The sequence below is a fragment of the Dyadobacter chenhuakuii genome, assembly GCF_023821985.2.
GTDB classification, from domain to species: domain Bacteria; phylum Bacteroidota; class Bacteroidia; order Cytophagales; family Spirosomataceae; genus Dyadobacter; species Dyadobacter chenhuakuii.
Genome location: NZ_CP098805.1, coordinates 4954756 through 4968371 on the forward strand (window position 1 = coordinate 4954756; position 13616 = coordinate 4968371).

The following is a 13616-nucleotide window of genomic DNA, read 5'->3' on the forward strand; positions in this document are numbered from 1 at the left end:
TTTTAGTCGAAATGCACTTTCACCTTTTTTAATGCTGATCCTACAACCTGGTGCATGTCATAGTAACGATACTCGGCCAAACGACCACCGAAAATTACGTTAGGCTCCTGTTCTGCCAGCGCTTTATATTGGCTAAAAATGGCAGAGTTTTTATCATCATTTACCGGATAATATGGCTCAGAACCTTTTTCCCACTCCTGAGGAAATTCATGAGTGATCACCGTTTTAGGCTGTGTTCCGAATTCGAAGTGTTTGTGTTCAATAATCCTTGTGAAAGGTGTTTCGCCATCAGTATAGTTAACCACTGCGTTGCCCTGGTAGTTTTCCTGATCAAGCAGCTGGTTTTCAAATCGCAAGCTTCTGTATTCAAGCTGCCCGAATTGGAAGCCGAAATATTCATCAATCGGGCCTGTGTAAACAACCGTTTCCGCAAGTGCTGTCAGTGTCTCGCGTTCTTTGAAAAAGTCAACGCCTGTTCTAACTTCGATGCCTTCCAGTAAACCTTCGGTCAGTTTGTTATAACCGCCGATAGGAATACCCTGGTAGCGATCATTGAAGTAGTTATTGTCAAAAGTAAACCGGACAGGCAGGCGCTTGATAATGAACGCTGGCAACTCAGTCGCTTTTCTGCCCCATTGCTTTTCTGTATATGCTTTAATCAGCTTGTGGTAGATATCTGTTCCTACCAACGAAATAGCTTGTTCTTCCAGGTTTTGTGGGTCTTTTATACCAGCTTCTTCCACCTGCTGCTTAATTTTTTCCTTCGCTTCCTCCGGCGTTTTCACTTTCCACAATTGGTAAAAAGTGTTCATGTTAAATGGGAGGTTATACAGCTCTCCGTTAAAATTAGCTACCGGCGAATTGGTGTAGCGGTTGAATTCCACAAATGAATTCACATAGTCCCAAATGTCTCTATCATTCGTGTGGAAAATATGCGCACCGTATTTGTGAACATTAATTCCTTCTACATTTTCACAAAAAATATTTCCTCCTGTGTGGTCCCTGCGGTCGATAACCAGGCACTTCTTTCCTCTCTTGGTTGCTTCGTGTGCGAAAATAGAACCCCATAGCCCTGCGCCAACGATCAGATAATCGTATTGTTTCATTGTTTGTATGCCCTAATTTATAGTTGAGATGAATTTTTAAGGTGTTATCAAAAGAGAAAGGCTCCCATCAGGAGCCTTTCTCTTTTCAATTTATCGTTAACTTCTATGGAAGAAGTTTAAGTTCTACACGACGGTTTTTCAATAGACCTTCACGTTTCGCGCTGTCAGCTATTGGTTTGAATGAACCGAAGTAGTCAACAATCACTTTGCTAGGATCTGTCAAACCAGCTTCGTTGATCAGGAAGTTCTTCACTGCATCTACACGACGTTTCGAAAGAGCAATGTTGTAACGATCTGTCGCACGACGGTCTGTGTGACCTGCAAGTTGCAGACGGCATCCGTTCAAGTTCATCAAACGAGCTACGTTTTTAAGCATTTCTTGCGCCTCAGGCTTGATCGTATTTTTATCTGTATCGAACATTACGTTAGCAAAGATCTCTGCGCAAGCTGCACCATTTTTAAGTGCATTTTTAACGTAAGCATCGAAGTCAAGAACGCGACCACCACCGTCAACAATGCTTCCAGCTGGTGAATTAGGCTCTTTATCGAAGAAGTCAGAAACACCGTCACCATCTGTATCAAGCAACAATCTTGGGTCGATATCCTTAGGACGGTTTGCCTTAGCAACTGAGTCCATTTCCTCAAGTGTAAGAATTTTTGGTGGCTTGATCAACACTTTAGGATCTGTGTAACGCAAGTGGTAGTAACCGCCTTCTTCTGGCTTGTAATCCCATTTGCCATCAACTTTCGCAACTTTCAATGGATTTTTGCCCAATTTGTAAGTTACCTGAACTGATCCGTATCCGTAGCTGTCAAGTTCAGAATTTCCTTTGCGGGAAGTTTTTTGATCTGCGATATCGAAGCTGCCTGGGGTTCTGTCATAGTCACCACCGTAAGTTGCATCGATATAGTCAGAATTTGTATGGTTCAAACGGAAGTCAAGACCAATGTCAATTCTCTTAGTTACTTCGTAGTTCACATTAAGACCTGTAGGAATAATCCAGTCGTTCATGTTTCCTGTTTCGCGAAGTTTAACACCGCCTGTCAGGTCATATGCAGTTGCGTCGTAGAATACTTGACCAACACCCACATATGCGTCAACTTTCCATCTTTTCATCTTGTTTGGTCCCATTAAAAGACCTTTAAGATTAACTGTTCCTGCAAGAGAAACATCGAAATAGTTGCCTTCAAAGTAACGGTTGTAATTGCGGCGTTTCATACCTCTCAAATTACCGATAGAAGCATCAAGTCTTGCACCGAATAAATATGAAAGTTGTTTGTTTAATGTCAAGCCTCCTTGAATAGTACCGGATTCTTTGTGGCTGTCCGAAGTTGTTTTCGTTACAGGCCAGAAATCATATTCTCTCAAATCGCCAAAGAACATAGAGGGGCCAATGTGTGCAGAAATTGACCATGTGTTCAATTTGTAGGGGCCATCATAGGTTGCTTTGGGATTGTAATCCGGAGAATTCGGCTGCTCTAGTGGTTGTGCCAATGAAGGCAGCGCCATCATTGCCGCCAGGGCAAACGAACAAATCAACTGGGATACTTTTTTCATACTATTCAAGTTAGCGTTATTAAGATTAACTAGGATTGATCTATAGTCAATTATGAGTAAAAGATGTATTTATTCATGGCCAAACTTACTTTAACCAAATGCCTAGTGGGCACAAAAATAGGTTAACAATATCATTTAATCAACCGAACTAGATACAATTGAAAAACTTTCCTGCTTTTCAATCAAATTTTACCCGAAAGAAACTTCCTTTTATGAACTTTCAAAGCCGTTGATTTATTTTTTTTTCTATTTCCGCCTTCCAGGGAAGGAAATCATCAGCTATAATCCGCTCTCTCGCACTGTTGACCAGCCACAGATAAAAAGTGAGATTGTGTACACTGGCAATTTGCGCGCCAAGCATTTCATCCGACTTAACAAGGTGGCGGAGATAAGCTTTGCTGTAAAATGAACTTACATAACCTCCAAGCCCTGCGTCTATCGGTGACAAATCATCCTTCCACTTTTCATTGCGAATATTGATTACACCCTCTGTCGTAAAAATCATGCCATTACGCGCGTTCCTGGTAGGCATTACACAATCAAACATATCCACGCCCAGAGCAATGCATTCCAGTATATTCGCCGGCGTTCCGACACCCATCAGATATCTCGGTTTATCCTTCGGCAAGATGTCACAAACGACCTCTGTCAGTTCATACATGATTTCGGCCGGCTCGCCTACCGAAAGGCCGCCAATTGCATTTCCTTCACGTCCGTATGAAGCAATTGTTTCTGCGGATTGTGTTCTAAGATCTTTATAAACACTTCCTTGCACAATCGGAAAAAGCGTTTGGCTGTGGCCGTACAAGTCGTTTGTACTGTCAAACCTTGCGCAGCAGCGTCCCAGCCAGCGGTGCGTCATCTCCATGGATTTGCGTGCATATTCATAATCGCAGGGATAAGGCGTGCATTCATCGAAAGCCATGATAATGTCTGCCCCGATGATCCGTTGAATGTCCATTACATACTCTGGGGTGAATGTGTGTACGCCACCGTCAATGTGTGACTTAAATACCACACCTTCCTCATTGATCTTTCTGCCCGTGCCTGCAAGTGAATAAACCTGGTAACCGCCACTATCAGTAAGAATAGGTCTGTCCCAGCCATTGAAGCCATGTAGTCCTCCTGCTTTTTGTAGAATGTCCAGGCCCGGGCGCAGGTATAAATGATAGGTGTTTCCTAATATGATTTGTGCCTTTATGTCTTCTTTCAGTTCGCGCTGATGAACAGCTTTCACAGTCCCCGCAGTGCCGACGGGCATGAATATGGGTGTTTGAATAGTCCCGTGATCTGTTTCAATAAACCCCGCCCTGGCTTTCGACGCGGGATCTTCAACTTGTAATGTAAACTTCATTAAAAGGTTTTAAATTGTGGTGTGCAAAAATAGGGTTAAGGTCTCGAACATTGCTGACAATGACCTTATATTTGTATGAATATGATTAAATTTTACAACTCTCTTCCATTGTGGCCGATTTTTTACTCTTTGCGCTCGGAGCATTTGTGTTCGTTCAGTTATGTTATTACTTCTACTTTTTTACAAGACTTGCATTTTACAGTAAAGGCGCCAATTATGACAATGAATTACCAGGAGTTACAGTGCTTGTCTGCGCCTGGAACGAACGCGATAACCTCACCGAACTGATCCCGCTCCTCGACGCCCAGGAATATCCCGAATATGAAGTAATCCTGCTGGATGATCGTTCCGACGATGGAAGTGAAGAATTTATCAGACAAAATATCTTTCAGTGGAAACACATTCGCTACATCAGGATCAATGATCAGTTTGACCACGTAACGCCCAAGAAATACGCGCTTACTGTGGGCATGAAACAGGCCAAATATCCAATTGCGCTGATGACCGATGCAGATTGCCGTCCGTCTTCCAATCACTGGATTACCGCGATGACTTCCCGCGTAAGCCATGACAAGGACATTGTGCTCGGTTTTTCACCTTATATAAAGCAGCCCGGGTTACTGAACTGGTTTATCCGCTGCGAAACGTTTTATACAGCTGTTCAATATCTTTCGTTCGCGCTTGCGGGCTTTACCTATATGGGTGTGGGTCGCAACATTCTTTACAAACGTTCCGTTTTTTTTGCCAACAAAGGTTTTTATACACATAAACATGTGTTCGGCGGCGATGATGATATCTTTCTGAATGAAGTATCAACAAGCTCCAATACAACGATATCCATAGAAGAAGATTCTTTCGTATACTCTGTTCCGAAAACCACCTGGAAAACCTGGTATAAGCAGAAGCAGCGGCATATGTCTGTAAGTATGTTTTACAAAATGCGTAACAAGATCTTGCTCGGCCTGCTCTCCGGCGCGCACGTTGCAGTATGGATGGCGGGCATTACTATATTGTTGGTTGGATTGCTTACAAAAGACATTTATCTGTTGCAGGGGCTCGGGATTGTTTTTGCTGCAAGATGGTTTATCCAGTGGTTTTTGCTGATCGTTATCAATCTCAAATTAGACAAGACCGTAGAGTGGTTCAGCTTTTTATTCATGGACTTTGCACTCTTTGTGTATTATGTCGTCTTTGGATTTCTGACCTTTACAAAAAGAAAACTTCGTAAATCGTGGAATTAATCAATAAATACTTCCCGGATCTGACTGCTGATCAGCGTGATAAGTTCGGACAGATGGAGGAGTTGTACCAATTTTGGAATGCCAAGGTGAATGTGATTTCCAGGCAGGATATTGATACATTATATGAAAGACATGTGCTGCATTCATTGGGGATTGCCAAAGTGCAGGAATTTAAGTCCGGAACAAGCATTTTGGATGTAGGAACCGGAGGCGGCTTTCCTGGGATCCCGCTAGCCATTCTGTTCCCGAAAGCGCAGTTTCATCTTGTCGACAGCATTGGTAAGAAAATTCGTGTTGTACAAGAAATCGCCGACGCCTTGAAGCTTGACAATGTCAAGGCCGAGCAAATCCGGGCTGAGCGGCTGGATGATTCCTACGAATTCGTCGTTAGCCGGGCCGTTACCAGAATTACACCTTTTGTTGGTTGGGTCAAAAAGAACATCAGCAAAAACTCATTTCATTCCCTGAGGAACGGAATTTTATATTTGAAAGGAGGAGACCTGACTGAGGAATTGTCTGAATTGAATCAAAAGTCTCGCACTTACGAGCTTTCAGGCTATTTCGAGGAAGAATTTTTCCAGACTAAAAAAGTCGTCTACGTACCATTATAACTTAATATTTAACCTAAAAACAATGAACGAACGATATAGCGCCAGCGGGCTGATGAACCCATTTTTTCCAGATTCGGTATCATTTGGCGATAAAGGAGTGACTTTCACCGTAAAGAAGCTTTTCAAGAGCAACGACAATTTTGTTTTTTACTCCGATATTTCGGGCGTTGAGATCGAGAGCGGGATGTTTTTTTCCACCATTAGAGTGATTCCGCGGATGCGTCCGGAAATTATTATCAATAATTTTACGAAATCAGATGCTAAGAGGGTCAAGGAGTTAATCCTTCAGCAGGTGCAAGGCTAACATTTTTTTTAAAATTATCCTTGCGCTGTATAATTCAAATTCTTAGATTTGCACCAGAATTCAGATAGATAATCGGATTTGAAATTCCTGAATAGCTCAGCCGGTTAGAGCATCTGACTGTTAATCAGAGGGTCGTTGGTTCGAGCCCAACTTCGGGAGCCCTAGTTATCAAGCACCTAGCATTAATTTGCTAGGTGCTTTTTTGTTGCAATAAACTTGCAATAACTATCAAATGGATAGAAAGTGGTTGGTGACTGTAAAGCGGATCAAAATGGATTCAATTTGAAATGCAGGATAGTACAGGATGGCCATTGTTAAATAAAACAATACAATTGGTAGTATAAATATGATAATTCAAATAGTGGTTTATGGGAAAGCCCACACCGATACCAGTAGATGAATTGCATCTGGCTGATCTTTGGAACCGGTTTCGTCAGCATGATGAGCAGGCTTTTGACGAGTTGGCTAACCGCCGTTACCGCCTGCTATTTAATTATGCTACCAAATTCACCAAAGACACCGAGCTGATCAAGGACTGCATTCAGGACCTTTTTTTGGAGCTATGGTATCGCCGCACGCGCCTGACCGACACTTCCTATGTCACTGTTTACCTCATTTGCGCACTCAGGAATAACCTTTTGCGAAAATTGAAACTGAATAACCGCCTCGATGATTCGGCCGATATTACTGTAAGCTGCGAAGCATTTACAGACAACCTCACAGTGGAAACCATGCTGATCAGCTCCGAGTCCATGTCGCAAAAAGAGCGCGAGATCCGCAACGCGATCAATCGGCTGCCTGCACGCCAGCAAGAGGTGATTTTCCTGAAATTTTATGAAGGCTTATCCAATGACGAGATCGCCAAAGTGATGGAGATCGAGCGCCAAACCGTTTCCAACTTCATTTACAGAGCCATAAGCCAGCTCAAAAATGACCTTCCTTCCTTCTCCAATGTCATCCCGCAGATTATTTTAATATTTTTTCTAAAATTTTTATCATAAAAAGGGTATGCTGTACTGCGGCCGTACTATTTCATTGTATACAGTCCAATGAATACGGAAAATGCAGGATTACGCACGATACGACATTAAAGATTTCCTGGCCGATGAGGCTTTTTGCAGGTGGGTGCTTCATGAAAAGCCCGCCGACAATGCTTTTTGGGAGAACTGGATCCGCAACAACCCGGATCGCGCCAGCATTGTAAAGCATGCAAAAGAACTCATCGCCGAAATCCATCATGCGCAAAACTATCTGAGCGAAGAAGAACTGCAACACGAACTTTACCGCCTCACCGCCGCAAGAAAGTCTGCAACGGAAGCGCAGGAATATGCGGAGCAAACTAATGATGAATACAAACCACACTGGTTCGGTGCGAATTGGGCAAATCGTATGTCTGTGATTCTGGTTGCCTTAACCTGCTTCGTTGTCCTGTTTTATTTTTATTCCAATTATTCCAAAACCAGCAAGCCGCAGATCAGCCAGCAAACCTTGCAGGATAAGAAAGACGAGAAATGGATTGAAGTGCGCAATGATCAGACCTCAATTAAAGTCGTTTCATTGCCTGACGGCAGCTCGGTGAGACTTTCGCCCGAAAGCAAGATCAGTTATCCGGCCGTTTTTGTACAAAATGAAAGAGAAGTTTTGCTCAATGGCGAGGCCTTTTTTGAAGTTGTTAAGAATCCGGAAAGTCCGTTTAAAGTCTATACTAACGATGTCGTAACCACGGTTTTGGGCACCAGTTTTACGGTTAAGGCTTTTGATCAGGATAAAGATGTGCGGGTTGTGGTCAAAACGGGGCGCGTAACGGTCGCCGCCAATCCACCGCAAAACAAAACGCCGCAACCCGAAAAAAATGAGCTCGTGCTGTTACCCAATCAGCAGGTCGTTTATCACCGCGACGACCAGAAAATGAAACGGTCACTCATCGAGAACCCGGCTCAGATCGGCCCACCAGACATTACCAGCCAGAATTTGATTTTTGACAATGCACCTGTCGCCAAAGTCTTTGAATCGCTTCAAAAACGATACGAGGTCCAGATCATTTACGACGCCGATCTGATGGCCGGTTGCGAGCTTACCGCCGAGCTTGGTCAGGAGCCATTATTTGAAAAACTCGGCATGATCTGCAAAGCAATCCAGGCACGTTATGAAGTGATCGACGGCCAGATCGTCATTCACGGAAGCGCTTGCAAATAGTTTGAAATACAAATCCTAAACCCTTTAAGCAAACATTCATGATCCGTTCCAGCCACCCGCCCTGAGTTAAAAACAAGCAAGCCGAAGATGCTGTAACATCCCCGGCTTGTCTTTTCCCCCTTCTTAATTCCCATTAATAATCCGGTTCGCTAAAACCGGAACAGGGGAGTTTTGTATCTCATTTTTCCAAAAAAGCATACATACAAATCTATGAAAATTAGTACGAAACCGATCAGGATTTTACTCAAAATCATGCGCATTTCAATATATCAGCTGATCCTGTCTGCCCTATGCACGTCGTTGGTCCTGGCCCATGACAGCCGGGCGCAGGAGTTACTGAACCGTCGTATTTCCCTGGATCTGGACGACCAGAAAATAAGTGTGGCGCTCCGGCAGATCAGCCGTCAGGCGGCGGTGCGGTTTATGTACAGTCCGCAGGTGATCCCTGTTGAAAACAAAGTGACGTTACATGTCCGCAACGAGCCGCTTAATGTGGTTCTGGAATCACTTTTCAAGCCTTTGAACATTGGTTACGAAGTTTCGGGCAACCAGCTTGTGCTCAGCATCGTTTCGGATCTGAAACCCCTTGATCCCAAGCCGGCCGAAGAGCCAAAACCGGTGGACAGGAACATTAAGGGCTCTGTAAAAGATGAAAAAGGAGCACCGCTACCCGGCGTAAGCATTGTTGTAAAAGGCACGCAGCGCGGCTCATTGAGCGATACAGACGGTAACTTTGACGTCAGCATTCCCGACGGTGAACACACGATCATTTTCTCTTTTGTGGGTTACCTGAGCCAGGAAATTCCGGTGGGCAATCAGAGCACGATGGATATTGTATTGAAAGACGACCTGAAAGCATTACAGGAAGTGGTCGTGGTGGGTTATGGAACGCAGAAAAAGGTCAATCTGACCGGTTCGGTGGCTTCTGTGGAAGGGGAAGAACTGCTCAAAACGCCTGCTACTAACATTACCAATTCGCTCGTCGGCAGGCTTCCTGGCCTTATTGCGGTCAATGGAAACGGAAAGCCCGGGGCAGGATCGTCCATCTCGATCCGCGGCGCCAGCACATTCGGCGACAACAGCGCATTGATTGTTGTGGACGGCATTATCCGGACTTTCGATCAGATAGACCCCAATGAAGTGGAAAGCATTTCCATTTTAAAAGACGCCTCGGCAACAGCGGTTTATGGTTCCCGGGCAGCGAATGGTGTTATATTAGTTACTACCAAACGCGGCGCAACGGGCAAGCCAACATTCAATTACAACGGCTTCGCGGGTTTCCAGCAGCCTACCCAATATCCCAAAGTGATGAATGCGTACGAGTATGCAACGACCAAAAACAAGGCAGTGCAAAATCTGGGCAAACCCATCCAATATTCGGATCAGCAATTGGAAGACATTCGCACGGGCGTGTTGCCGGAATACGACTGGTATGGCAACACATTGAAAAAACGATCTTTCCAAACGCAGCAAAACCTCAGCGTAAGTGGCGGATCGGATGCAGTCCGCTATTTTCTGTCGCTTGGTTATCTGGATCAGGACGGAATGTACGACCGCATTAATTTCCAGCGCTATTCCATCCGCACCAATGTGGATGCGAAAATCAACAAGAACCTGACCATTTCCGCAGACATTGATGCCAGCGCCAGAAACACCAACCAAAGTGCGTACGCACCTGAATCCATTTTCGACGACATTGTAGCCGCTTACCCGCTCGATAAGGCTTATAACCCCGACGGGACCATTTTTTACACCCGTGAACAGCACCCGGTGGAAGAGATCAAAACCGGCTATAACCGCATGCGGAATAACATTCTGCAAGCCACATTGACGGTGAAACATGAGCTGCCGTTTATTAAGGGTCTTTCTGTTTTGGGACGCGCATCTTTCGGCCGGGAATATGCCAATAACAAGCATTACAATGTGCCTATTTTCATGAACCGGCAGGATGCCGACGGTAACACGCTGGAAATTTATCCCTATGGCGGCTGGAATGGCAAAACCGCATTGACCCAGTCATTCAGCGAGTACAATACAACCACATTGAATGCTTCGCTGAACTATTCTCGCACGTTCGGCGCGCACGAATTCGGCGGTTTGCTCCTCTTCGAACAGCTCGATGCGAAAGGCAACAACTTCTATGGTTTTCGCACCAATTTCCCGGCTCAGGGGCTGGACGAGTTTTTCTACGGTGGTGAAAGTCAGAAGGATGCCAATGGCGGCTCCTTCACAGACGGTCGGCGCGGCGCGATTGCACGCTTGAATTATAGTTTTCAGCAGCGTTATTTGTTTGAAGCATCATTCAGAAGGGACGGTTCGGTGGCTTTTCCGGCTTCCAAAAAATACGGATTTTTCCCGGCCGTGTCAGCAGGATGGCGGATCATTGAAGAGCCATTTCTTAAAAACAGCACGGCCCTTTCGTTCCTCAATAACCTGAAATTACGCGCTTCCTATGGCGTGGTCGGGAACGACCGCAATGTGTACACGGGCTATCTTTTGAGAAATCCAACATTCCAATATTCGCAGGTTTACAACCCGTCGGGAACCATCGTATCGGGCACAGAAGGGCTTTCTACCATTGCACCGGGCATTTTACCTAATCCGGATGTGACCTGGGAAACGGCTTCGGTCTCGGACATCGGGCTGGAAGGCTCGTTGTGGAAAGGGAAGTTTCAGTTTGAAATAGATGTTTTTTACAAAAGAACCTCCAACATCCTCCGCACACGGATCCGCTCCATTCCGGGCACATTGGGCGCCCAGTTACCAGCAGAGAATTACGCAAAAGTGGACAACAAAGGCATCGAGTTCATGCTGAGCCACCAGAACAGTTTTCAGGCTTTGAAATATTTTGTAAAACTCAACGGAAGCTTCTCGCAAAGCAAGGTGATCACACTCGACGAACCGGCTAACACGCCTGATTATCTGCTGCAAACAGGTCGCCCGCTGGGCTTCATTACAGGTTATAAAGCATTGGGATTCTTCCAGACAGACGAAGAAGTGGCTGCCTATTTACCCCAATTCAACGGCGGACAAAAAGCAGGTGATGTGAAATATGCAGACATTAATGGTGATGGAAAAGTGGATGCCAATGACCTGACGATCATATCGATGGATAACAATGTGCCGAAAGTGATCGGTGGATTGTCATTCGGAGGTTCGCTGAAAGGCTTTGATTTAAATGTGCTTTTTCAGGCGGCCGGACGGGTTCGGCAAGTGCTTTACGGCGCAGCGCGGGACTTTTTCCAGGGCGGATCAAGAAACACCTATGTGGATTTGCTCGATCACTGGTCACCTGAGAATCCGAATGCGTTGTATCCAAGGCCGTGGGAAGGCCCTCACCCGAATAACTCGCTCACTTCCAGTCTGTATCTAAGAAATTCAAGCTATATCCGGTTGAGGTCAATTGATTTTGGCTACACATTGCCTTCGGATCTGATCAAGAAAATTGGCGTTCGTAATGTGCGGGTTTATTTCTCGGGAGCTAATCTTTTTGTATGGTCCAAGATGAAAATATTTGACCCTGAAATTGAGAACACGACGGGCACTTACTATCCGCAGCAGCGCACACTGAACCTCGGCCTGAACCTTACTTTTTAATCAGTTAATGTTTACTGTCATGACAAAAATATTTGCCAAAACACTGCTGGTTGTAATGATCCTTATGACCACCGCCTGCAACGAAGAATTCCTCGAACGCCAGGCAACCGATTCAATTCCCGAAGAAAATATCTTCGCCGATCCTGCGCTCATCCAGCTTTTTGTAAATAATATGTATCTGGATGTACCCGGGTTCGATCACAGCTTGTATGATAACATTACCGACGAATCGCGCAGTTACTGGGGCGGAGGACCGCGGAATGTGGTTCAGGGCCAGTGGTTTCCGGACAATAATCCGATGGAATACTGGGCTTATGGCCCGGTAAGGAAGACCAACATGTTCCTGAGCAAGATAGACGCGGCTGATGTGGATGAAGAGCAAAAAACAAATTTTAAGGGACAGGTAAAATTCCTGCGCGCCATGCTCTATTTCAATATGATCAAGCGCTACGGCGGCGTGCCCATTATCACTGAGCCACAAGGACTTGACGACGATCTTTTTGTAGCCAGACAAACGACGGACGAAAGCTTTGCCTTTGTCATAAAAGAACTCGAAGAAGCCATTCCACTTTTGCCAGAAACGCACGGAACGCGTGCCGTGGATGTGGGAAAAGCCAACAAGCATTCTGCAAAGGCATTTTTGGGGCGTGTGCTGACTTATTATGCAAGTGCTTTATTCAATCCGGCGGGGGATGTTTCACGCTGGCAAAAAGCTGCATTGGTAAATAAGGAGGTAATGGATGCAGGCAATTACAAGCTGCACCCCAACTTCCGCAACATTATGCTCGATAAAAACAATGAGGAAGAGATTTTCAGTGTGCAATATCAAAAGCCGTTCCGCGAACACGGCTGGGATTCATGGGGCCAGCCCGATTCGCAATCCAAGCAGGACGCAGTGGAGCGCAGTCCTGTGCAGGAATTTGTGGATGCATTTGAAATGAAAAATGGAAAAGCGATCAACGAAACGGGTTCAGGTTACGACCCTGCCAATCCTTATAAAAACCGTGATCCAAGATTCGACGCAACAGTGCTTTACAATGGAGCACCATTTTTCGGCGCAACCATTTATATGTACGAAGGTGCGCCCATTGACGGCATCAATCTTCCCTATGCGACCATTACCGGTTATTTAATCCGAAAAGGCATGAATGAAAGCAATAAGGACTATTACGGCAGTTCCGGCAGCGATCAGAACTGGATCGAGCTGCGTTACGCCGAGGTGCTTCTGAATTATGCCGAAGCTAAAAACGAAGCATTATCCACGCCCGACGCGTCGGTGTATGCAGCCATTGAAGCCGTTCGCCAGCGTGCAGGATTGGTTCCTTACCAGCTTGCAGCAGGACTTTCGAAGGCACAAATGCGTGAAAAGATCCGCCAAGAGCGCTTTATCGAGCTGGCTTTTGAAGGGAAACGCTATTGGGATCTGCGCCGCTGGAAAATTGCGGAACAAGTGCTGAACGGCAAGCAGTTCAACGCGATGTACATTACCAAAAACGCAAATGGCACTTACACGTATAAAGCAAAACCGGTGGACGGTGTGCCTTATGTTTTCCAGGAAAAAATGTATTTCATGCCCATTCCACAGCGCGAGATCGAGAAAAACCCTAACCTGAAACAAAACACCGGCTGGTAATCCAAGCCCTTTTATT

At 45.3% G+C, this 13616-nt stretch carries 10 protein-coding genes and 1 tRNA gene; 8 read left to right on the forward strand and 3 right to left on the reverse strand.

The genetic code is table 11. The features are described 5' to 3' along the window. Positions 1-2: 2 nt before the first annotated feature. From glf to tgt, 3 genes are all read right to left on the reverse strand, one after another. Entirely contained in the window at positions 3-1106 is a 1104-nt protein-coding gene (gene glf, locus NFI80_RS20705; RefSeq protein WP_235166124.1) for a UDP-galactopyranose mutase, read from the reverse strand. Positions 1107-1209: 103 nt separating this feature from the next. Beyond that, positions 1210-2664: an OmpA family protein gene (locus NFI80_RS20710; RefSeq protein ID WP_026631887.1), complete on the reverse strand. Its 1455-nt coding sequence runs from the start codon at positions 2662-2664 to the stop codon at positions 1210-1212. A gap of 220 nt (positions 2665-2884) precedes the next feature. Further along, complete coding sequence (gene tgt / locus NFI80_RS20715) at positions 2885-4018, reverse strand: tRNA guanosine(34) transglycosylase Tgt (protein ID WP_235166128.1); 1134 nt, start codon at positions 4016-4018, stop codon at positions 2885-2887. A 110-nt stretch (positions 4019-4128) separates the two neighbouring features. Between tgt and NFI80_RS20720 the strand changes: the two genes are divergently transcribed. From NFI80_RS20720 to NFI80_RS20755, 8 genes are all read left to right on the forward strand, one after another. Further along, on the forward strand, positions 4129-5259 hold the full coding sequence (locus NFI80_RS20720) for a glycosyltransferase (RefSeq protein WP_235166130.1): 1131 nt from the start codon (positions 4129-4131) through the stop codon (positions 5257-5259). Next, positions 5250-5870, forward strand: a complete 621-nt coding sequence (rsmG, locus tag NFI80_RS20725) for a 16S rRNA (guanine(527)-N(7))-methyltransferase RsmG (RefSeq protein WP_235161548.1) — start codon at positions 5250-5252, stop codon at positions 5868-5870. Before NFI80_RS20720 ends, rsmG begins: the two co-directional genes overlap by 10 nt. Before the next feature lie 22 nt (positions 5871-5892). After that, positions 5893-6174 carry a hypothetical protein gene (locus tag NFI80_RS20730; RefSeq protein ID WP_026631891.1) on the forward strand — a complete coding sequence of 94 codons (282 nt, stop codon included), beginning with the start codon at positions 5893-5895 and terminating at the stop codon, positions 6172-6174. 85 nt (positions 6175-6259) lie between these two features. Continuing rightward, positions 6260-6333: transfer RNA gene (locus NFI80_RS20735), tRNA-Asn, on the forward strand. Between the two features lie 209 nt (positions 6334-6542). Further along, positions 6543-7175: an RNA polymerase sigma factor gene (locus NFI80_RS20740; protein ID WP_235161547.1), complete on the forward strand. Its 633-nt coding sequence runs from the start codon at positions 6543-6545 to the stop codon at positions 7173-7175. Between the two features lie 61 nt (positions 7176-7236). Further along, positions 7237-8370 carry a FecR family protein gene (locus tag NFI80_RS20745; protein WP_235166132.1) on the forward strand — a complete coding sequence of 378 codons (1134 nt, stop codon included), beginning with the start codon at positions 7237-7239 and terminating at the stop codon, positions 8368-8370. 210 nt (positions 8371-8580) lie between these two features. Further along, on the forward strand, positions 8581-11967 hold the full coding sequence (locus tag NFI80_RS20750; protein WP_235166133.1) for a TonB-dependent receptor: 3387 nt from the start codon (positions 8581-8583) through the stop codon (positions 11965-11967). A 19-nt stretch (positions 11968-11986) separates the two neighbouring features. Further along, positions 11987-13600 carry a RagB/SusD family nutrient uptake outer membrane protein gene (locus NFI80_RS20755; RefSeq protein WP_235166134.1) on the forward strand — a complete coding sequence of 538 codons (1614 nt, stop codon included), beginning with the start codon at positions 11987-11989 and terminating at the stop codon, positions 13598-13600. The last annotated feature ends 16 nt before the right edge of the window (positions 13601-13616 follow it).

Excerpts from the sequence above, each read along its gene's own strand:
- NFI80_RS20745 (WP_235166132.1), top strand. The coding sequence starts at position 7,237 with ATGCAGGATTACGCACGATACGACATTAAAGATTTCCTGGCCGATGAG.
- NFI80_RS20740 (WP_235161547.1), top strand. The coding sequence starts at position 6,543 with ATGGGAAAGCCCACACCGATACCAGTAGATGAATTGCATCTGGCTGAT.
- NFI80_RS20755 (WP_235166134.1), top strand. The coding sequence starts at position 11,987 with ATGACAAAAATATTTGCCAAAACACTGCTGGTTGTAATGATCCTTATG.
- NFI80_RS20730 (WP_026631891.1), top strand. The coding sequence starts at position 5,893 with ATGAACGAACGATATAGCGCCAGCGGGCTGATGAACCCATTTTTTCCA.
- NFI80_RS20750 (WP_235166133.1), top strand. The coding sequence starts at position 8,581 with ATGAAAATTAGTACGAAACCGATCAGGATTTTACTCAAAATCATGCGC.
- NFI80_RS20710 (WP_026631887.1), bottom strand. The coding sequence starts at position 2,664 with ATGAAAAAAGTATCCCAGTTGATTTGTTCGTTTGCCCTGGCGGCAATG.
- glf (WP_235166124.1), bottom strand. The coding sequence starts at position 1,106 with ATGAAACAATACGATTATCTGATCGTTGGCGCAGGGCTATGGGGTTCT.
- tgt (WP_235166128.1), bottom strand. The coding sequence starts at position 4,018 with ATGAAGTTTACATTACAAGTTGAAGATCCCGCGTCGAAAGCCAGGGCG.